We start from the raw sequence: 19461 nt of genomic DNA, 5'->3' as shown, positions 1-19461 counted from the left end.
ATGTACTCCTAAAATAGCTTCCCTTTTCTGTCTATTATATATTGTCGACAATATATCGTCAAGCATTCCTTTCAGATTTTTACAAATTAATATCCCTAATCATTTACATCGTTATAGGACAACTTAAGATGCCTATACAATATATCGGAACACCCTTAATTGAAAGGAAAGAATTTTGAAGAAAAACCAAGTCAAGGACGTAATCATCTATCCATCCGCCTCACCTGACACCTGTTCCCTCGCCAATAAAATCAGTGAATTTCATTATGATCTCATAGAGCGGAAACTGGAACACTCCTCTCTTCCTACAGAACAGAAAATAGAAATCATCATCAATATACTAAATGCTTTAAAAAACGAATAAATTCCTGAATTCTTTCTGTTCGTATGGTTGCGGAAAACGGCCGTTGCAGGGCACGAAGCTGTTAGTCAGGATTGCCAACAGCCGTTCCCTCGGCGAATCGATGATCCGGCAGCCGATCACCCCGGCAGCGTTACATCCGAATCCCATGCACATGCTCAGAGACTGTTTGCCGCAGGCTCCGCATTTATGAAAGGGTTTATCCAGATTATAGGCAACTCTCGGAAGGTAACCCACGTCTTCCAGGAGGGTAAACAATGGAAAAAATATTGCCATGGGAGGCAGCATGACAGACACCACCCAGGCCAATACCCGGTAAACTCCCAGCACCAGCGCTCCGTGAAGCCAGGCGGGAGCATGCAGATATTCGAATAACAGGGTCAGTTTTTCCTGTATCCAGAACAGGCCTTCCGACAGCAGCCGGGAGGGATAGTTTGCTCCGGTAATCGTAAGCCAGAATATCACGGCCAGCAGCCCCAGCATCACCGGATAGCCCACCCATTTTCCCGTCAGCAGACGGTCTATTTTCCGGTCTGTTTCGTGATATTCATCTTTTTCACAGCAGACCACTTCCCGGCAGATTTCCTCCGCCTGTCTGACCAGGGCGGATACGATGCAGTCTTCCCGCTCTCCCTGGCCCATTCCGTTGTCAAGCAGAAGTGCGTCTGCCTTTTTCATGGCTTTAGCCACCGCCTCATCTTTTTCAAGCTGGATCCCAAGGCTCTGATCCATTTCACCGATTAGCTTTTTATCACCTCCCAGAAGCCTGAGGCTGGCCCAACGGCTGTTGATGTTCCCGCCGGCTGCTGCCCGTACCTCCGGTTCCAGAAGAGAAATTGCAGCCTCCAACGGCTGAGAATAAAGAATCCTGCAGCCTTCATCCGGCCCTTCTTTTTCTGAAAGCTGATCCAGCACATCGAGGATCTTCCGCACGCTGCGTTTGTCTCTCCCTGTCGTGCCTATGACCGGGACGCCCAGCTTTTCTGACAGCAGTTTCAGATTAATATGAATCTGCTTCCTTTCCGCCTCATCCATCAGATTGACGCAGACAGCCGCATGTCCGGTAATTTCCAGGATCTGCAGCACCAGATTCAGGTTCCGTTCCAGACAGGTGGCATCACAGACAACCAGGACTGCGTCCGGTCCGCCGAAGCAGATAAAATTCCGGGCCACTTCTTCTTCTGCCGAATGCGCCATCAGAGAATAAGTCCCCGGAATATCCACTAAGATATAAGTATTTTTATCTGACGTACAATACCCCTGCGCGTTGGCAACAGTCTTTCCCGGCCAGTTGCCGGTGTGCTGCTTCATCCCTGTCAGCCCGTTAAAGACAGTGCTTTTCCCCACGTTGGGATTACCTGCTACAGCTATAATACGGTCGGAAGGGCTGTGCCTGTGGATTTCAAGCCCAGAATCCACTGCATGCCTCCCTACAGAATGACTGGTCAGCCCCATAGTTTCCTCCTAACAGATAAAAATTGAGGCGCTGTCTTCCTCGCGGATAGCGATGACAGCGCCCCGGATCAGATATGCTGAAGGATCTCCCCCAGGACTGCGTCCCAGGCATTCTACAGCAGTACCTTTAATCAGTCCGATATCCTGAAGCCGCCGGCGCATTCCGCCTTCCATATGCAATTCTGCGACGACCGCTTTTTCTCCCGGCTTTAAATCTTTTAACGATCTCATAGATTCTGCTCCCCTGCTGTATCCTTCCTGTTTTATCATATGCGGATAGCTTCAGTTTGGTGAGGGGAAGCTGCTATTTTCAGATCAGAAGCTTTCACGCATTATGTCTGATACTTTATTCACAGAAACAATCTCCGCTCCTTCTACATATATTAAAATTGAATATTTTATTTAGTGAGGACAGACATGAAGAATGATCCCCGCGGAACTGTTTTTCAACAGGGAAATATTATGCGCATAGACAGCGCCCTGGTCGAAGACGTTTCTGCTCCCAATATGCCCAATGGATTCCTGCTGATTTCTTATGCCGTAACCGGCCCGAACAATACTGTATCCATCCAGAACCTGAGGTTAAATGTCCACAGAAATACGATCATCCTGAATTCCTTTGGACAGAATATGTGCCTTTGCAGCATCCGCAAAGGCATGTGGGTGAGCGCCGTGTTTTCTTCCCGGATGACCAGAAGTATCCCACCCCAATCGAACGCATTTCTGATTATCGTCAGAAGAGAACCCCAGGCTTCCTTTGATATAACCATCGACCGGATAGCTTCCATAAATGTCCGCAACCAGGTTCTTCACACGGGAAATCCCGGTAATATAAACAGCCAGATAAGATTTATAATAACAGATGATACCACGATTACCGGCCGCAATGGCCGCCCGGTGGATCTCCGCGCGCTCCGGCCCGGCCAGATGGTCCGAATCACCCATTCCATCGTGCAGACCACCAGCGTTCCGCCGCAGACGGTTGCTTTCCACATACAGCTATTATAGTATGCGCATAATTTTCCTGCACCCGGGACAGAATATTTCCGAAAGGCAGGTGTGATTATGTCAGATAAAAATAATACTCAGGAATTGCCATACGGCGACGGCAACACTCCGGAGATCGATCTTCCAAAGGAATCCTGGATCACGGAGCCATTGCCGGAATCTACCAGGCCTCGCAAAGACGGGCCCGGAGGAGAAGGGGAATCATAATGATTCCTCTTTTTTTCTGGCATTAACTGCCCTTTTGGTCTATATATTTGTTATAACTACTGCTTATGGAGCCAAGATGCAGAAAGTAACTCTCCATACCCTTGAAGACACTATGGTTTACAGGGATATTCCTGTGTTCACCTACAAAATTAAATATCCCTCGTTTACTACAAGCTGCAGTCCTGTTTCGGCCGGAATCATAAATGACTACTATTCACAGCTTGCACAGAACGCCGAAACTTACTGCCGCACTGTTCTTTTTACTCAGGCGGCGGAAAGCGCTAAATATATGCAGCCTGGCAGCGCTTTCAACAGCTATACATTCGACATGGATTATCAAATCACCTATAACGAGGGATGTCTCGTCAGCCTTTTCATGGACGCCTATACATATATGGGCGGAGCTCACGGTGAAACGAAACGCACCTCAGATACCTGGAATTTTAAATCCGGCACCCGAATGCGCCTGGCAGATTTCTATCCTTTTACTCCTGCCACGCTCTATCGTCTCCAGCAATCCATCGTCAGGCAAATTGAAGAAAGAATATACTCGTCTCCCGGTTCCTACTTTGAAAATTATAAGTCCCTGCTGCTTCAGACCTTCCATGTGGATAATTTTTATTTAAAGCCGGACAGCTGCGTCATCTATTTTCAGCAATATGATATCGCCCCGTATTCTACCGGAATCCCGGAATTTAATATTCCTATAGAGATTTCTGATCAATGGTCTTCTCCATAACGGAGTGTTTTATAAATAGTCGTAACGATCTCAGCAAGAGTTGCCACACATATGACGGCCAAAATAATGTCTGACACCAACGCCCCGTTCCAGTACCTCAGTAAGTCCGCTGCCCCTTCCATCTGTTCGCCGAGACGAACGCCCACTTCTCCCCAGAAAGCAGGATTCCAGAACGGAAATACTTTCAGCAGCAAGACAGCCAGCAGGATCTGAAGCCCTCCGCAGATGATATTGCTGAACATGACCAGCCGGCAATAGCATCCCACTACGAGCCGCAGGATCTCATCCGCCAGCCCAATCAGCAGGCTGGCTACAATCAGCGGAAGTATGATCCCCCACTGCTGCAGATTGAACACAGGTACCGTGACAACCGATCCGTCTTCGCTGAAAACCGCGGAGAAAAACTGCGGGGCAAAGATCAGCAGCACGCAGAAGATTACGATAAATACGATGCTCACGATGCTGTCACTTCTTTTAATAATGGCCTTTTTATGAGGTACCGGCGTCAGGGCTTCAGGAGTCCATCGTCCTTTTCCGCCGGAGTCCTCTCCGCCCAGATCATTCACAGACCACTCTTTCTCTTTCCTGATGTCCAGCTTCACCTTCTGGCGTTCCATCACCGCGAATACCAGCGTGACTCCGCCGAAGGCTCCGACACAGGATACAATACAGTTACCGATCGTATTCGCCAGTATGTGTATGGCAACAGGAACGGCAGCTCCCGCATAGCTGGCCTCATATCCGGCCAGCCCGTCTCTGATCCCTTCGATGACGGATACGGCCACTATTGGAATAAGTGTGCAGAGCAGGACAATTTTCAAAAACCACAGATAGGTATCATAATATTCCGGCCCGATTAGATGATGTGTATCATCCTGATACTTCTTCGCAAATTCGGCGGGATTCCCCAGCTTTTCCAGCGCCTCTTCCATGGAACCAGCCACATCAGCCATGTCACTGATCAGCTCCTGCAGCTCCAGGCTGACTTCCCGGCGCTGTTCTCTGGGCAGGCGCCGTACCACCTGATAGATATATCTCTCCATCAACTCCCGATCCATAGACGTCATCTCTCTTCCTCCTTCAACAGCTCACTCATTCCGGCAACCATCAGTTCCCACTGGCATCTCAGCCGCTCATATATCTGCGTGCCGTATTCTGTCCTCTGATAATATTTCCTGGGCTTCGTGCCGCCCGTCTCCCACTTGCTTACCAACAGCCCCTGGCCCTCCAGCCTTCGGAGGAGCGGATAAAGGGTATTCGGATCTATGGTCACACCCCTATCTTCCAGGCTCTGAACCAGCGCGTACCCGTAACGGGGCTCCTTCATCTGGCTCAGGACACTCAATACCTGGGTCCCTCTGCGCAATTCCATCAGCAAAACGCTCATCAGGTCTTTTTCCTCACCCAACGCTTCATCACCTCCTGAATTCATTATACTGTGTATCACACACTATTGTCAAGATTCTAATATTATAAGAAAAGCATCCACACCGGAAAATCCCAACTGGTGCAGATGCTATTTATTCACTGCTTATTTCTGTATCGGCCTGACTGCCCGTAGTTCAATATACCCCCGGCTGCCAAGAGGTTCCAGTTGTATGCGCGGGTTCTCGTCATCCCATTCGTAGCCGGCAAGAGAAGGATCATAGCGTCCAGCAGCTTCTTGGACAGCCGTTATCGCTTCGCAGTAATCTTCTTCCTGAAAAGGCTCTCCCTGAAACATCAGGTATTCCGCTGCCGGAAGACTGATGACATCAAACCCCTCCGGGACCGGGCCGTCATATCCTGCCTCTGCCTCCACTCCCTGAACATACGTAGAAGTGCCCGGCTTTTTATACCTCGCCGGCAGCCACAGGCAGACCGGCTCTCCACAGAGGGAATCCATGCTGGACAACAAACCCCATACATCACAACCCACTTCTTCACAGTAAGGGAAATAGTCTTCCGCGCTGATCCCCCGTTTCACAATTACCTTACGTTCCGGCTTCCGTATCACCTGAACAAATACATTTCTCACATCCATCATTTCGAATGACTCCTTTCTCAATTCTCTGAATTTAACTCCATAGGGGATGAAAAGCGTGACCGGGACAGGAGCTCTCACGTATTCTCCAGGATTACAGCCGAATTCCCTCTGGAATGCCCTCTGGTACCCGTCCACGCTTCCAAAGCCCAGCCGCAGAGCCACATCCAGAACGCGGTGTTCCCCCTTTTTCAGCAGCATGGCGGATCTGGATAACCTGAGACGACGAATATACTCAGACGGTGTAAAGCCAGTATATTGCCGGAAGAGCCGGTAGGAATGCCAGGGCGAAAAGAGAGACGCCCTGGCAAGGTCAGCCATCGTAACCCTTTCCTCCAGATGTCCTTCAATATAATCCTGCATCCTCTGAACTGCCATAATCTGTTCTGTCATCTCTTCACCTCCGGGATAATTGTATAAGAAACCCGGGAATAATTCTCGACTTTCTTTGCTGACCTGTACATAGCATTATTTATAAAAGAACAGGATGGACTGCGGCCTGCGAAGTCCATCCTGATCAGATATTTCTCTATTTATCAAATAGCCGAGTCCCTTACGTCCATCATCTTCTCATCAAAAAAGCAACAGCCGTCTCTGCCATGCTCTTTTACAAAATACAGGGCTTTATCGGCCTTTTTATAAAGCTCCTCATTATACCCATTATTCGAAAAAGCGACGCCCACGCTGAGCGACATCGGAGGCAGTCCGTCTGAAGGGTGTCTCAGGAACTCATTCATCTGTTCAACCTTCTTTTGAATAACATCCTTCTGATCTTCACAGATATCTGCCATGAGCACGACAAATTCATCGCCGCCTATCCTGGCAGATGTATCCGACGCCCGGAAGCTTGTAGTCAGAAGACGGGCCACCTTCTTTAACGCTGTGTCCCCTGTGTCATGCCCATAGCAGTCATTAATCTCCTTGAACCGGTCAATATCAATCAGTAAAAGTGCAGACGGCAGTTGTTCTTGCAGGCGGGCAAACTGGATAAAAGCACCCCGGTTCATTACTCCTGTGAGCGTATCATATTCTGCTTTCTTTTTCAGCATCGCCTGATTAGCTGCATTTAGCTCATAAATATTATTATACGTCAAAGCCAGATATTTAAACTCATAAGAACCGACGGTTTCAAACATCAGATTATCCTTAACACATTTTATATATATTTTCAATGGTCTGACCACCAGCATTGTGATAATCCCGAAGGTTATAATATTCATCACGAACAGTATGCTGATCCAGATTCTCTGCAGCGCCAGGGTCTGTTCCAGAGCTTCTGCGCTCTCCACATGATTGGTTTCTGTTGTCGCAATGATGCTGTCAAGAAACTGGGTGATATGGTTCTCAATCAGACTCTTAGCTTCCTGGTATCCCTCGTCAAATACCAGCTCCTGTGCTTTTCGTATTTTATCTTCCCGGCCTGACGTAATATCTTCCTCAGTCAGCTGTATACTCTGCATTTCTGCCGGAAGCAGGTCTGTTTCATAGCCCTGTGCCTCTGAGATCAGCCGCATGGAATAGATCTCCCTTTCCATCAGCCGGTTAGAACTGTCATGGGCTTCTAAAAGAGCTTCATATGCGCCGTCCTCCAACTGATATTCGGCCATCTGCTACAATGCCTTATCCCTGCTCCGCGTGACATTAGCCTCTTTAAAATACGCTTCCATGTACTCCGGCTTCATCGTGACTGCGTACAGCCGCACCTGCTCCGTCAATTCGTCAGAACCATCGTGAACCAGCGCAGCATTCTTTTCACAGGCAATATATTTCTGGGTAGCTGCAGTCATAACCCTGTATTTAATAGATATCTGCGCAGTTTCATAGATTAAAAACCCATATAAAATGCAGGCAATCACAATCATCCAGTAATTAAAGTTACGGATCTTAATCCCCTGTAAAGTCTTTTTATCTTTTTTATTCATCGCTATTCCTTCTTCAAATATCCAGGGGAGCCTGAAAATGATAACTCCTCCCTAATTAATATAGCCTGTGAAACGGTAATTTGCAACACACGTTTATGACATTTATCAAAAAACCACCAGCCGTTGTGTTCATCCGCCCGCCATGCTATACTTCAACGTATACCCTGAAAATCCTATGGCTGAGGCAGTTACCTTACAAAAATTGTAAGTGGCCTCCGGCCGGTCCGGCTGCTATAATTTATGGAACAGCGTAAGCTGTTCCGCCGCCCGACAGGGCCTGTATTGCGGGGTGCCCTGTGGATATACTTTGAAGTATCAACAAAAGCAGCAGACAGGAGGATGATTATGAATCTCAATAACCGCATTTTACAGGTTGATGGCCTGACAAAAACTTACGGTAAAGATACCACGAAGACAGAGGCCCTGCGAGGCATCAGCTTCGATGTGCTGGAAGGTGAATTCCTCGGCATTATGGGCGCCAGCGGCTCTGGCAAAACGACGCTGCTTAACTGCATCGCCACCATGACCAGGCCCACCTCCGGAAAGGTATACCTGCGGGGCAAAGACCTATCGGCCTTTACCAACGCTCAGCTGGCGGAGTACCGCGGACGTGATATCGGCTATCTGTTCCAGGAATTTGAACTGCTGGACAACCTGACTGCCAGAGAAAATATCGTTCTGCCGCTGTCTCTTCACGGCATAACCGGCAGAGGAGCCGAAGACCGCATCCGCCAAATTTCTGCCGTCCTGGACATCTCAGAGGTTTTGGATAAATTTCCCTCCCAGATGTCCGGAGGTCAGAAACAGCGTGTGGCGGCGGCAAGGGCTTTGATATCAGATCCTGACATCGTTCTGGCAGACGAACCGACCGGTGCCCTGGACAGCAGGAATTCCCGGCTGCTGATGGATAAGCTTTCCGCCATTAACCAGGAACACAAAAAAACAATCATGATGGTCACACACGACGCCAACGCTGCCAGCTACTGCTCCCGGATTTTCTTCATCCAGGACGGCCGCCTTTTTCATGAACTGCGGCGGAAAACAGACTCTGAGACACAGACAGATTTTTACGGCCGGATCGTAACCGTGATGGCGCAGCTGGGAGGAGGGAGTGCAAATGTTCTTTAAACAGGTCTGGAGAAATGCTGCAAAAAACCGCAGGGGCAATGGTTTATTTTTTGGCTCCCTGGTAATCGCCATCATAGCTTTTTATACACTCCTGTCTCTGGATAAGCAGGATGTCATGCGTTTTTTGAGCAAAATGGAAAGCGATGCTGTTCAGAAGCTGATGGCTCTAGTGCCCGTGGTCTACGTCCTCTCACTGTTTTTCGTGCTGTTTCTGGTTTATTTTGCCTGTAAATACCAGATGGACAGCCGCCGCAGAGAATTCGGCATGTATCTCATGCTCGGTATGAGGCACAGCCGGCTGTTCGCCATGCTGTTCTGTGAGACACTCTGGAGCAGCCTGGTCTCCCTGCTGATCGGCCTGCCGGCTGCCCTGTTCCTGACAGAGGGGATCAGTCTTACCACAGCGAAACTGGTAGGGCTTGGCATCATCGGGCACCGTTTTACCTTTTCCATACCGGCAGTCTTCTGGACTATCTGCGGCTTTGTTGCGGTACAGCTGATGTCCATGCTGTTTTTATGCATTAGGATCAGTAATCTGGAGCCCGCACAATTCCTTCAGCCAGATTCTGCTGAGAAGCAGGAGTCAACGCCGGTCCGGAAAGGCGCCTCTTATTTTGCTCTGGGAACTGCCCTGCTGGCCGCTGCCTACGCTCTCGGTGCCTTCTCACCCGTCAGCTTTACTCTGACCTTTCCGCTCCTGCTCCTGGCCGGAGGCGCCGGAACTTTCCTGTTCTACCGCGGACTCGGAGGGTTTCTGGGTAAGAGGATCCGCCGCAAAAGCAAAACATCTGCAGGTCTCACAACCTTCACCGGACGTCAGATCCAGGAAAACGTGCTATACCAGTATAAGACACTCACTGTCTCTTCCCTTCTGCTGCTCATGGCACTCTCCTGTATTTCCTATGGTATCGGGATGGTCGCCGGAAGCGGCACGGCCTCTGTGAGAACCACTGATTTTTCTATCATGGGCGACGAATCCGCTGTCACCGCGGCTCTCCAGGATCCTGAAACCGGCGCCATGATTGCCGCCGCTTATCCCGTATATCTCTCTTACACTGATGCACCACGGGATCTGAGCGGTCTGGCAGACGCGATAGCCATGCTGCCGCCCACAGACCAAAGGGATAACATCCTGGAAAACATCTCCGGAAGCTGTGAATACATCCTTTCGCTGGCCAGCTACAACCAGATGCTGGCAGCTATGGGCCGTGAACCTGTCACTTTGGAAGATCACGAGCTGGCGCTATACACCTCCATGTCGCGGGGAGGTGCTTTCAACAGCACTCTGGACGCCGCTTTAAAAAACCAGGCTTCCATCACAGTCGCCGGAGAAAACTACCGCCTGTTTCCTGAGCTTTTCTATGACAACATCGTTGCCGACCGGGCGATCACCCTGTACACAGCTCTGATCGTCCCCGACGGGCTGTTCGCACGGATCGCCGTATCGCCGGAGCCTTTCTGCTGGAATGTCCATCTGTCTCAAAGCCTTACAGAAGAACTGGGGCTCATGCAGGCGATCGAGAAAATGGACGCCAGGCTGTCTGCAACCGGCCTGGAATATGAAAGCTACCTGTCCGGCATAGGCCGGAACCTGTTCTACACAGTTGCCGCAAGCTACCTGACCATATACCTTGGCGTCCTGTTCCTGCTCATCTCCAACACCGTTATAGGACTGAAATATCTGATCCAACAGCGCGAGAACAAGCACCGGTATGTGACACTGCTGATGCTGGGGGCAGACAGAGACTCCCTTTACCGCTCCTCCAGAAAACAGATACAGGCCTTCTTTTCACTGGTCCTGGGAGTCGCGGTCATGAGCAGCATCTTTGCCATACTCTCCCTGTTCAAGAGCTTTACCAGACTGCAGGAAGGCACTTCCTTCACCTTTGTTCTGGCATTGTCTGCAATCGCACTCGCCCTGTTTGTGCTGACGGAGGCCATCTACCTGGCAATTGTACAGCGGGCGGCTTACCATGAAATCAAAACGCTGAAAGTAACCGATCGGGGGTGATACTGTTTGATAAAAATCCTTGTTGTTGAAGACGACGTTTACCTGCGGGAAGAACTCGTAACCGCATTCACCAGGAAGGGATACCACGCTATGGGTATCTCTTCCTTCGCTGCCCCGGAGCAGGAGATACTGACCCAATCACCCAGCCTCGTCGTGCTGGATCTCAATCTGCCTGGAAAATCCGGCTTTGAACTGTGCAAATGGCTGAAAGCAAGGGCTTCCTTTCCGATTCTTATTCTGACAGCCAGAGACACCCTGGAAGATGAACTGGCTGCAATCGGCCTCGGTGCCGACGATTACTTGACGAAGCCCTGTCATCCGGACCGCCTGGCCGCCCGCGCTAAACGGCTGCTGCAGACCTATGGGAAATTTAAGAATATCATCCAGGCCGGAGGTCTTTCCCTGGACACAGATACCTATAAACTGCTCTATAAAGAAAGATACATCCTGCTTCCTGACACTGAGGGGAAGATTCTCCGCCTTTTGATGGAAAAACACCCCTCTCTCACTTCCCGCTCTGAACTTCTCACCTATGTCTGGGGCACAGAGGAGTACACCGATGAGAACATCCTGCAGGTGAACATGACCCGCCTGAGGAAAAACCTTGGGGTAATCGGGCTCGGTGAAATCGTGAAGACTGTATGGGGACAGGGCTATTGTTTGGAGGTAACCGGCCTATGAAATATTTTCTAAAAAGATCCGGCCACTGGATAGTTCTTCTGGCCGCCACGGATCTGACGTTCATTTTTCTTACATGGCTTCTGCGCCCAAACGCCCTGAGAGGCGTGGGGATGTTCATCCTGCTGTTCACGGCGATCATCGTCTGTACCGGATGTTTTCTGGAACACAGAAGACAACTCCAATACCTGAAGACTCTGGAAGCCTTCTGTGACCACCCGGACGAACCCGCCATGCGGCAGCTCTCTTCCGTACTGGGAACCTTCTGGCAGCCATCTGTCCACAGCCTGTACCGTCAGCTCAGAGAACAGTCCGGCCTGCTCGAAGAAGCCCGTGAACAGCTGAAGAGCTACCAGGAGTATATCGAATCATGGGTTCACGAGATTAAAACGCCCCTTTCCCTCGCCACACTGGTTCTGGATAATTACAGAGATGAAATGAGTCCTCATGTCTACAGCAGAATGACCTATGTCCGGCATCTGATCAGCGGGCACGTGGATCACATCCTCTATTACGCCCGGCTGCAGGACAGCCACGCCGACTACAAATTTGAACGGGTTCTTCTGGACAGCTGCGTGCGGGATACGGCCTCTGATTTCCTCTCATGCGCAGAAGAACGGCATGTAACGCTCCTGCAGGAGCTAGAGCCTCTGACAGCCGTGACAGATCAGAAAATCCTTGTTTTTATCCTCTCGCAGCTTCTCAGCAACGGGATAAAATACGCCGCCCCGGAGAACGGGCGGGTTGCAGTCAGGCTGTGGAAGGAAAGCAGTCCCGGCTTAAGGGTCCACCTTGCCGTCCGTGACAACGGGCCGGGAGTCCCGCCCGAAGATGCTCCGTTTCTCTTTGACAAAGGATTTACAGGCAGCCACCCGGAACGCCAGAAAGCTACAGGAATGGGTTTATATTTTGTAAAAAAATATGCGAAGGCGCTTTCCATTGAAACCGGCCTGGAGACAGACCTTCCGCCTGGCTACGGATTTGGGATTGAACTGATCTTTCCGGACGTACAAGAGCCGCCTGCCCCGGTGTTTTTATGACAGCCCCCATTGCCTCTGCCCTTCTACAGATATTTCCCTAACAAACGCTGGTAATCCTTGTGCAGACCATAATAAGTATCTAATACAGGCCTGCAGTTTTCTTCCACTGTTTCCAGAACCTCTTCAAAATTTTCCTTCAGAACCTTGACCACCTGACAGTCCAGTTTCCCTTCCCGGGCCTGCTCTTCAATGATTGATAATGTCCTTTCCCGTGAAAATGCTCCCTTGTAGCTGCGCGTACCCAACAGGGCGCTGACAATATCGGAAACCGCCACGATCCTCTCCTCCGTCGTCAGCTCATCTCCCGGAAGCCTTCTGGGATACCCGCTTCCATCCAGTTTCTCGTGGTGCCTGAGGGCAATTCTTGTTATATCCTCCTCAATCGTGCCGCCCAGGATCTCTTCCGTCAGTTTAACATGTGTCTGCATGATCGTCATTGCCTGAGGGCTTAATTTGCCCGGATATTCCAATATTTCCACCGGAATCCCGATCTTGCCCAGGTCATGCAGCAAAGCCCCGTACCAGATTTTGCGCACCTGGCTCTCCGGCAGCCCCATGCACCTGGCTACCGAAACGCTGATGCTGGTGGTGGTGATTGTATGTGTCACGGTATGCTGGCTTCTGAAATCAATGGCATAAATCATCATTTTCAGATAATCCTCGCACTCTTGTTCTGTGAGCTGTATTTCCGGAAGTATCCTGCGAAAATCCTTCTTTTCCTTCAGAGAGCTTAAGAGTGAAAATCTCTGTTCTGCCTCATAAAACAGATCCAGGATGTGCCCGTCAAATTTTAAATCTCTCACCTGCTCCAGATAACGCAGCAGAGTTTCAATATCAGAGCTGCTCTGCAGATACATATCAATCCTGTCTGCTAGGCTGATCATCTGGGCCGTCTCGCTTATGTTCTTTTCCAGCGTGTCCGGCAGCCCGGACACCGGGACATGATGGAACATGACCGCCTTCGCCCATTCTTTCAGAGGAGAAAGCTCGTGGAGAAACAGATATCCATAGATGGAATGTTCCCACACGTCCTCTGATTCAAACTGTGTCATCCTGTTAATCTCTTCCGTCTTATAAGCGCCGATATCGTGAAGCATGGAGAGAATACAGATGTCCTGGACTTCCCTTGGAGTATATTTATCCTGCACTGTGAGCATTCCGAATACGAGGGACGCGACTCTCTTGCCATGATCCACCAGACGTGGATCCACATAATTTAAAGTCCGCTCAATCAGGCCACTGATGTTATTGCTGTTGACAACTGCTCTTACTTTCATGTTTATCCTCCGGCAGGCATATATGATGATTTACAAAAATCCCCGGCAGTCAAGCTTCCTTAACTGCCGGGGGCTCAATTATTTGCTCTCTCGTATCACCTATCATTTTATTTTATAGTATGAGCATTGCATCTCCAAAGCTAAAGAACCTATATTTCTCTTTCACCGCCTCTTCATACGCCCTCAGAACATGCTCTTTCCCCGCAAACGCTGAAACCAGCATAATCAGCGTGGATTCCGGCAGATGAAAATTCGTAATCAGCCCGTCTATCATCCGGAACTGATACCCCGGATAGATGAAGATTTCTGTCCACCCGCTTCCGGCTTTCAGAATACTGTCCTCTCCTGTAGCTGATTCCAGCGTCCTGCAGCTTGTCGTCCCAACTGCGATCACCCGGCCTCCCGAAGCTTTCGTATCGTTAATCATCCTGGCCTGATCCTCTTCCACCACATAAAATTCCGAATGCATATGATGCTCCGAGACATCCTCCACTTTCACCGGGCGGAAGGTGCCCAGCCCTACATGGAGTGTCACGTGCGCTATCTTCACACCCAACCGTTCTACTTCCTTCAGCAGCTCCTCTGTAAAATGAAGCCCGGCCGTAGGCGCGGCAGCAGAGCCCTCATTTTTCGCGTACACGGTCTGATAACGGTTTTTATCCTTCAGTTTATGGGTGATATACGGAGGAAGCGGCATTTCGCCCAGCTGATCCAGAATTTCTTCAAAAATCCCTTCATACCGGAACTGTATGAGACGGTTGCCGTCATCTACCACATCCAGAACCTCGCCCCTCAGAATGCCATCCCCAAAGACAATCTCCGCGCCCGGCCTGCATTTTTTACCAGGCTTCACCAGAGTCTCCCAGATATCATTTTCCCGGCGCTTCAGAAGCAGAATCTCAACCAGGGCGTCCGTACCGGACTTCCGTCCGTAAAGCCGCGCCGGTATCACCTTCGTGTCATTAACCACAAGACAGTCTCCGGGCAGCAGTTCCTGAAGGATATCCCTGAAATGCCCGTGCCGGATATCCCCTGTCTCCCTGTTGAGACACAGCAGTCTGGAGGAGCTCCTGTCCTCCAGCGGATCCTGTGCGATCAATTCCTCCGGCAGCTCATAATAAAAATCACTTGTCTTCATTTTTCTCCTCTTTAGCGGCATAATAATCCACACAGTCAGAAGCATCATAATAAATCTTATCTGATTCCAGCAGCACAGCCTTGCCATCCTTCACATCCACGATGCTAACGGCACAGTTCATCGGCACGCCGCCGTGCCAGTAATCCTCTTTATCCTCATAAACATTGCGCAAAAAGGCACGTGATGCGCATCCATGAGTGGAAATCAGGATCGTCTTATCCTGATATTCCGGATTGCCTGACAGCTCCTGATAAAAATCCGCTGTTCTCGCACAGACATCGGCGATAGATTCCCCTCCGGGCGCCGGCACGTAATTGAAAGGGGTCTTATGGAAAGTTTCTAAAAAATTAGTGCCGGGAATCTCTGAACGGCCCGAAGCACAGCAAAGGCCCTCCCACTCCCCGAAGCTTATTTCCATGATGCGGGGTTCTTCAATCACCGGAACATTTCTCCCTGCCAAAATGATCCGCGCCGTATGGGCGGCCCTTGTCAGAGGGCTTGTAAAACAAAGGTCAAACGGTATATCCTTCATGGCCCGGGCCGTCACTTCGGCCAGCCTAACGCCATTCTCATTCAGGTCTGCCCCCGCATGTCCCTGAAGCCTTCTCGCAACATTCCAGGATGTTTCTCCATGTCTGATTACATATAAGCGCATATTATCCTCCATTTATAATACCTTTGGAACAGCGCGGGCTGTTCTCCACCCCACCAGGGCCTGCTTTACGGCGCGCCCTGCGGGTACACTATGGGGAACAGCACAAGCTGCTCCCCACCTGGCAATTACACCCGCAGTACCTCAAAAACCACCATATTTACTGGCGCAGCTCGATTCCCAGCTCCGCCAGCCCGTTCAGAATCTTCTTCATGGCTGCCGAAACCTCCTGCTCCTCCAGCGTCTTTTCCTTGGAACGGAATACTGCCGAATAAGCCATGGATTTGTAACCCTTCTGAATCTGATCGCCCTCGTATATATCAAAGAGCTGGAGGCTCTCCAGAATCTTTCCGCCTCTCTGCAAAATGATGTGTTCGATCTGGGCTGCCTGAATATCCTTCGGTACCACCATGGAAAGGTCTCTGGTCACTGCGGGGAAACGTGCGATTCCCTCATATTTCCTGTCAAAAGTCGCGAATTTCAGAATCTCCGGCAGGTCAATGACCGCCACATAGGCCCTTCCGCCTATGCCGTAAGCCGCTGCCACCTCCGGATGAACTTCCCCCAGGAATCCTACCGTCACATCCTCATACTGTACCAGCGCCTGACGTCCCGGATGAAGAAACGGCTGTCCGGCATTGCTGTCATACTCTGGCCTTCTGTGCATTCCCACCTGATCAAAGAATTCTTCTACCACGCCTTTCATATCATAGAAATCACCCTTCCCATACATTCCGAGGGTAAATTTCATGCGCTCCTCAGGCAGTTCACTCAGCGGAAGCTGCTTCGGCAGATAAACATTTCCCAGCTCGTAGAGCCTGACGTCTTTATTCCTGCGGTTATAATTGGTGGCCAGGGAGGTCAGCATGCCGTTCAGGGACGTAGTCCGCATGACAGAAAAATCTTCTCCCAGCGGATTCATGATCGTCACGGTCTTCCGAAGCGGATCGTCAGCAGGTATGCGCAGCTTATCAAATACTTTCGGACTCTCAAAGGAATAGCACATACCCTGGGAAAATCCGCAGTATTCCGCCACATCCCTGGCTTTCGCTTCCACTCTTAACTCAAAGGGGAGTTTACCTGCCGTAGCTTCACCGCTGGGCAGCGTAGTCGGTATATTGTCATAGCCGTAGAAACGGGCTACTTCCTCAGCCACATCTGCCGTCCGGTGGATGTCCTGGCGGAAGGTCGGCGCTACGATCTCATTCGTTTCCTCATCATACGTCAGCTCCACAGAGCTTAAATAATCCAGCATCTGCCCGCTGGAAAGCTCGGTTCCCAACAATCCGTTGATTCTGTCCGGCTCAAAAATGACTCTGGAAGGCTCCCTCTTTACCGGATAATAGTCTACAATTCCGCCTACCACTTCTCCCGCGCCCAGTTCTTCCATCAGCTGGCATGCCCTGTCGATGGCAGCCTCTGCATTGTTGGGATCCAGCCCCTTTTCAAATTTCCCCGACGCGTCGGTACGGAGCCCGATTCTCTTGGAAGAAAGACGGATATTCGTCCCGTCAAAACAGGCCGCTTCAAAGAGGACAGTCCGGACCTGATCGGTAATCATGGAATTCTCGCCTCCCATGATGCCGGCAATGCCGACCGCTTTTTCCCCGTCACAGATCATCAGCACGTTTTCGTCCATCTGGCGTTCCTGCCCGTCTAACGTCACGAATTTCTCACCTGCTTTTGCCCTGCGGACAACGATCTCACGGCCGGAAATGGTATCCAGGTCATAGGCATGCATGGGTTGTCCGTATTCTTCCATCACATAATTTGTGATATCCACCAGATTGTTAATCGGCCGGATACCATTGGCCGCCAAACACCGCTGCATCCATTTGGGAGACGGCCCGATTTTCACATTTTTAACAACCCTGGCGCAGTATCTGGGGCAGAGTTTCCCGTCTTCCACTGTCACACGGATGTAGTCAGAGGCCTTTTCCCCATTTCCTGTCTTCGCCACAACCGGAGGCCTGAATTCCTTACCAAAGGTGGCTGCTGCCTCTCTGGCAATTCCTATCACGCTGTAGCAGTCCACCCGGTTTGATGTGATCTCATACTCGAAAATAACGTCATCCAACCCCAGGGCATGGACCGCATTGCTTCCCACCCGGGCATCCTCAGGAAAAATATAGATCCCCGACTCCGGGGCTTCGGGATAAAATTCCCTGGATGATCCAAGCTCTTCAATGGAGCACATCATGCCGTTGGATTCGATCCCTCTCAGCTTGCCTGCTTTTATTTTGATTCCGCCGGGCGTCGTACTGCCGTCATGACCTCCGGCCACTTTGCCGCCGTCCAGCACCACCGGGACCTTATCTCCCTCTTTCACATTGGGCGCTCCTGTGACGATCTGTATTGTCTCCGCGCCCACATTCACCTGGCACACAATCAGCTTGTCAGCGTCAGGATGGCGCTCAATTTTCTCAATCTGACCGATGACAATTCTGTCCAGATTCTCGTCCAGCTTTTCAAAGCCCTCCACCTTCGTGCCTGAAAGCGTCATCGCATCTGTATACTCCTGCGCCGTAACATCCAGATCCGGCACATACTTCTTGATCCATGATAATGATGTGTTCATATTTCCATTCTCCTATCCGATTGTTTCAATCTGATCTCCGCCCCTCGCTTATGTCAGCCTGGGTACGGCGATTATCCCGCCGCCCGCAGAGGCCGAAAAGCTATAATCCCGGGGTTAAAACTGCTTCAGGAACCGATAATCATTCTCATAAAGCAGACGCATATCATCTATCTCATATTTCAACAGGGCAATCCTCTCAAGCCCCACCCCAAAGGCAAAGCCCGTATACTTTTCCGGATCAATGCCGCACATTTCAAACACATGAGGATGAACCATCCCGCACCCCAGAATCTCAATCCAGCCGGAACCTTTACAGAAACGGCAGCCCTTTCCGCCGCATTTAAAACAGCTCACATCCATCTCAGCGCTGGGCTCTGTGAAAGGAAAATGATGGGGGCGGAATTTTGTCTTAGTCTCCGGCCCAAACAGTTCCCTGGCAAATTGTGCCAGAGTTCCCTTCAAATCCGCAAACGTAATATGCTTGTCCACCACGAGACCTTCCACCTGGTGAAAGGAAGGTGAATGAGTGGCATCTACCTCATCGGAACGAAATACCCTCCCCGGCGACAGCATGCGGATCGGCAGCCTGCCCTGCTCCATCACACGGGCCTGGCAGGGAGAGGTCTGTGTCCTGAGAACGATATCCTTCGTTATATAAAACGTATCCTGCTCATCCTTTGCCGGATGGTTAGCGGGAATATTCAGCTTTTCAAAATTATAGAGATCATATTCAACCTCGGGTCCCTGAACCACCTCATAACCCATGCCGATAAAGATTCGCTCAACTTCCTCAAGCGCAATGGTATTGGGATGGCGGTGCCCTACTGCAGCTTTTTTAGCCGGAAGTGTCACATCAATCACTTCTCTGGCCAGCTTCTGTTCCATGTGGACCCGCTCCAGCTTTTCCTTAACCTCTTCCAGCGTCTTTTCAATGGAACTTCTGGCATCATTGACCATCTGGCCGACCTTCGGCCGTTCCTCCGGCGCCACATCCTTCATCCCCTTCAGCACGGCAGTCAGCTGCCCCTTTTTGCCAAGCACATCAACCCTGACCTCATTCAGAGCGTCCAGAGAATTCGCTGTGTTCATGCTGGCCATCGCCTTTTTTACAATGGCTTCCAGCTTCTCTTTCATACTGTTCTCACTCATTTTCTTTCTCCTTTACAGATGATCCTCTTTGATAGCACAGGGAAACCCGCACCCGCCCTGAGAGCTTTTATTACACAGGAAGGCTGGAAAAAGCT

General features: G+C 50.4%; 20 protein-coding genes. 8 read left to right on the top strand and 12 right to left on the bottom strand.

The annotated features are described in order from the left end of the window. Positions 1 to 175: 175 nt before the first annotated feature. The gene (locus tag H9Q79_RS03325) at positions 176 to 364 is read left to right on the top strand and encodes a hypothetical protein (protein ID WP_118645949.1); all 189 of its coding nucleotides are present in this window, start codon (positions 176 to 178) and stop codon (positions 362 to 364) included. Here H9Q79_RS03325 and feoB read toward each other — a convergent pair. Together feoB and H9Q79_RS03315 are read right to left on the bottom strand one after the other, a co-directional pair. Then, a complete protein-coding gene (feoB, locus tag H9Q79_RS18470) occupies positions 350 to 1816 on the bottom strand; it encodes a ferrous iron transporter B (protein WP_334298967.1) in 1467 nt (488 codons plus the stop codon). The two genes, H9Q79_RS03325 and feoB, sit on opposite strands and share 15 nt — an antisense overlap. A gap of 9 nt (positions 1817 to 1825) precedes the next feature. Continuing rightward, the gene (locus tag H9Q79_RS03315) at positions 1826 to 2047 is read right to left on the bottom strand and encodes a FeoA family protein (protein WP_118646001.1); all 222 of its coding nucleotides are present in this window, start codon (positions 2045 to 2047) and stop codon (positions 1826 to 1828) included. A 186-nt stretch (positions 2048 to 2233) separates the two neighbouring features. On the opposite strand from H9Q79_RS03315, the gene H9Q79_RS03310 reads away from it, so the two are divergent. The 3 genes from H9Q79_RS03310 to H9Q79_RS03300 all read left to right on the top strand — a co-directional run bounded on the left by H9Q79_RS03310 (position 2234) and on the right by H9Q79_RS03300 (position 3770). Further along, entirely contained in the window at positions 2234 to 2824 is a 591-nt protein-coding gene (locus H9Q79_RS03310; protein ID WP_118645951.1) for a hypothetical protein, read from the top strand. Positions 2825 to 2881: 57 nt separating this feature from the next. Beyond that, entirely contained in the window at positions 2882 to 3031 is a 150-nt protein-coding gene (locus H9Q79_RS03305; RefSeq protein ID WP_118645953.1) for an AE-binding protein, read from the top strand. A gap of 76 nt (positions 3032 to 3107) precedes the next feature. Further along, entirely contained in the window at positions 3108 to 3770 is a 663-nt protein-coding gene (locus H9Q79_RS03300) for a DUF3298 and DUF4163 domain-containing protein (protein WP_118645955.1), read from the top strand. Here H9Q79_RS03300 and H9Q79_RS03295 read toward each other — a convergent pair. The 5 genes from H9Q79_RS03295 to H9Q79_RS03275 all read right to left on the bottom strand — a co-directional run bounded on the left by H9Q79_RS03295 (position 3752) and on the right by H9Q79_RS03275 (position 7715). Further along, entirely contained in the window at positions 3752 to 4837 is a 1086-nt protein-coding gene (locus H9Q79_RS03295; protein ID WP_118645957.1) for an HAAS signaling domain-containing protein, read from the bottom strand. The genes H9Q79_RS03300 and H9Q79_RS03295 overlap by 19 nt on opposite strands. Continuing rightward, positions 4834 to 5178: a PadR family transcriptional regulator gene (locus H9Q79_RS03290; protein WP_249329188.1), complete on the bottom strand. Its 345-nt coding sequence runs from the start codon at positions 5176 to 5178 to the stop codon at positions 4834 to 4836. Before H9Q79_RS03290 ends, H9Q79_RS03295 begins: the two co-directional genes overlap by 4 nt. Positions 5179 to 5301: 123 nt before the next feature. After that, on the bottom strand, positions 5302 to 6186 hold the full coding sequence (locus tag H9Q79_RS03285; protein ID WP_118645961.1) for a helix-turn-helix domain-containing protein: 885 nt from the start codon (positions 6184 to 6186) through the stop codon (positions 5302 to 5304). 143 nt (positions 6187 to 6329) lie between these two features. Beyond that, positions 6330 to 7400 carry a GGDEF domain-containing protein gene (locus H9Q79_RS03280; protein ID WP_249329187.1) on the bottom strand — a complete coding sequence of 357 codons (1071 nt, stop codon included), beginning with the start codon at positions 7398 to 7400 and terminating at the stop codon, positions 6330 to 6332. 3 nt (positions 7401 to 7403) lie between these two features. After that, on the bottom strand, positions 7404 to 7715 hold the full coding sequence (locus tag H9Q79_RS03275; protein WP_249329186.1) for a hypothetical protein: 312 nt from the start codon (positions 7713 to 7715) through the stop codon (positions 7404 to 7406). 345 nt (positions 7716 to 8060) lie between these two features. On the opposite strand from H9Q79_RS03275, the gene H9Q79_RS03270 reads away from it, so the two are divergent. From H9Q79_RS03270 to H9Q79_RS03255, 4 genes are read left to right on the top strand one after another with little or no spacing between them, the layout of a single operon-like run. Continuing rightward, positions 8061 to 8843 carry an ABC transporter ATP-binding protein gene (locus tag H9Q79_RS03270; protein ID WP_118645965.1) on the top strand — a complete coding sequence of 261 codons (783 nt, stop codon included), beginning with the start codon at positions 8061 to 8063 and terminating at the stop codon, positions 8841 to 8843. Further along, complete coding sequence (locus tag H9Q79_RS03265) at positions 8833 to 10854, top strand: ABC transporter permease (protein WP_118645967.1); 2022 nt, start codon at positions 8833 to 8835, stop codon at positions 10852 to 10854. Before H9Q79_RS03270 ends, H9Q79_RS03265 begins: the two co-directional genes overlap by 11 nt. A 6-nt stretch (positions 10855 to 10860) precedes the next feature. Next, a complete protein-coding gene (locus H9Q79_RS03260) occupies positions 10861 to 11535 on the top strand; it encodes a response regulator transcription factor (protein ID WP_118645969.1) in 675 nt (224 codons plus the stop codon). Beyond that, a complete protein-coding gene (locus H9Q79_RS03255; RefSeq protein WP_118645971.1) occupies positions 11532 to 12572 on the top strand; it encodes a sensor histidine kinase in 1041 nt (346 codons plus the stop codon). The genes H9Q79_RS03260 and H9Q79_RS03255 overlap by 4 nt, the downstream gene beginning before the upstream one ends. A gap of 23 nt (positions 12573 to 12595) precedes the next feature. Here H9Q79_RS03255 and H9Q79_RS03250 read toward each other — a convergent pair whose 3' ends face one another. The 5 genes from H9Q79_RS03250 to H9Q79_RS03230 form a co-directional block, all read right to left on the bottom strand. After that, positions 12596 to 13849: an HD-GYP domain-containing protein gene (locus H9Q79_RS03250; protein ID WP_118645973.1), complete on the bottom strand. Its 1254-nt coding sequence runs from the start codon at positions 13847 to 13849 to the stop codon at positions 12596 to 12598. A 112-nt stretch (positions 13850 to 13961) separates the two neighbouring features. Further along, the gene (gene queA / locus H9Q79_RS03245; protein ID WP_118645975.1) at positions 13962 to 14987 is read right to left on the bottom strand and encodes a tRNA preQ1(34) S-adenosylmethionine ribosyltransferase-isomerase QueA; all 1026 of its coding nucleotides are present in this window, start codon (positions 14985 to 14987) and stop codon (positions 13962 to 13964) included. Next, positions 14974 to 15642 (bottom strand): histidine phosphatase family protein, encoded by a 669-nt coding sequence (locus H9Q79_RS03240; protein ID WP_118645977.1) that lies wholly within the window; start codon positions 15640 to 15642, stop codon positions 14974 to 14976. The genes queA and H9Q79_RS03240 overlap by 14 nt, the downstream gene beginning before the upstream one ends. 157 nt (positions 15643 to 15799) lie before the next feature. Further along, positions 15800 to 18217, bottom strand: coding sequence for a phenylalanine--tRNA ligase subunit beta (gene pheT / locus H9Q79_RS03235; RefSeq protein WP_249329185.1), 2418 nt, complete (start codon positions 18215 to 18217; stop codon positions 15800 to 15802). Positions 18218 to 18331: 114 nt separating this feature from the next. Further along, a complete protein-coding gene (locus H9Q79_RS03230) occupies positions 18332 to 19351 on the bottom strand; it encodes a phenylalanine--tRNA ligase subunit alpha (RefSeq protein ID WP_249329687.1) in 1020 nt (339 codons plus the stop codon). Between the last annotated feature and the right edge of the window lie 110 nt (positions 19352 to 19461).

This window comes from Wansuia hejianensis (assembly GCF_014337215.1).
Taxonomy (GTDB): Bacteria; Bacillota; Clostridia; order Lachnospirales; family Lachnospiraceae; genus Scatomonas; species Scatomonas hejianensis.
The sequence above is the reverse complement of the archived record's forward strand: the minus strand, read 5'-3'. Positions and strand labels throughout refer to the sequence as shown.

Bases quoted from the DNA above. Each gene is read 5' to 3' on its own strand.
- H9Q79_RS03310 (WP_118645951.1), top strand. From the start codon at position 2,234: ATGAAGAATGATCCCCGCGGAACTGTTTTTCAACAGGGAAATATTATG.
- H9Q79_RS03270 (WP_118645965.1), top strand. From the start codon at position 8,061: ATGAATCTCAATAACCGCATTTTACAGGTTGATGGCCTGACAAAAACT.
- H9Q79_RS03240 (WP_118645977.1), bottom strand. From the start codon at position 15,642: ATGCGCTTATATGTAATCAGACATGGAGAAACATCCTGGAATGTTGCG.
- queA (WP_118645975.1), bottom strand. From the start codon at position 14,987: ATGAAGACAAGTGATTTTTATTATGAGCTGCCGGAGGAATTGATCGCA.
- feoB (WP_334298967.1), bottom strand. From the start codon at position 1,816: ATGGGGCTGACCAGTCATTCTGTAGGGAGGCATGCAGTGGATTCTGGG.
- H9Q79_RS03300 (WP_118645955.1), top strand. From the start codon at position 3,108: ATGCAGAAAGTAACTCTCCATACCCTTGAAGACACTATGGTTTACAGG.
- H9Q79_RS03250 (WP_118645973.1), bottom strand. From the start codon at position 13,849: ATGAAAGTAAGAGCAGTTGTCAACAGCAATAACATCAGTGGCCTGATT.
- H9Q79_RS03265 (WP_118645967.1), top strand. From the start codon at position 8,833: ATGTTCTTTAAACAGGTCTGGAGAAATGCTGCAAAAAACCGCAGGGGC.
- H9Q79_RS03230 (WP_249329687.1), bottom strand. From the start codon at position 19,351: ATGAAAGAGAAGCTGGAAGCCATTGTAAAAAAGGCGATGGCCAGCATG.
- H9Q79_RS03255 (WP_118645971.1), top strand. From the start codon at position 11,532: ATGAAATATTTTCTAAAAAGATCCGGCCACTGGATAGTTCTTCTGGCC.
- H9Q79_RS03295 (WP_118645957.1), bottom strand. From the start codon at position 4,837: ATGACGTCTATGGATCGGGAGTTGATGGAGAGATATATCTATCAGGTG.
- H9Q79_RS03305 (WP_118645953.1), top strand. From the start codon at position 2,882: ATGTCAGATAAAAATAATACTCAGGAATTGCCATACGGCGACGGCAAC.
- H9Q79_RS03280 (WP_249329187.1), bottom strand. From the start codon at position 7,400: ATGGCCGAATATCAGTTGGAGGACGGCGCATATGAAGCTCTTTTAGAA.
- H9Q79_RS03315 (WP_118646001.1), bottom strand. From the start codon at position 2,047: ATGAGATCGTTAAAAGATTTAAAGCCGGGAGAAAAAGCGGTCGTCGCA.
- H9Q79_RS03285 (WP_118645961.1), bottom strand. From the start codon at position 6,186: ATGACAGAACAGATTATGGCAGTTCAGAGGATGCAGGATTATATTGAA.
- pheT (WP_249329185.1), bottom strand. From the start codon at position 18,217: ATGAACACATCATTATCATGGATCAAGAAGTATGTGCCGGATCTGGAT.
- H9Q79_RS03275 (WP_249329186.1), bottom strand. From the start codon at position 7,715: ATGAATAAAAAAGATAAAAAGACTTTACAGGGGATTAAGATCCGTAAC.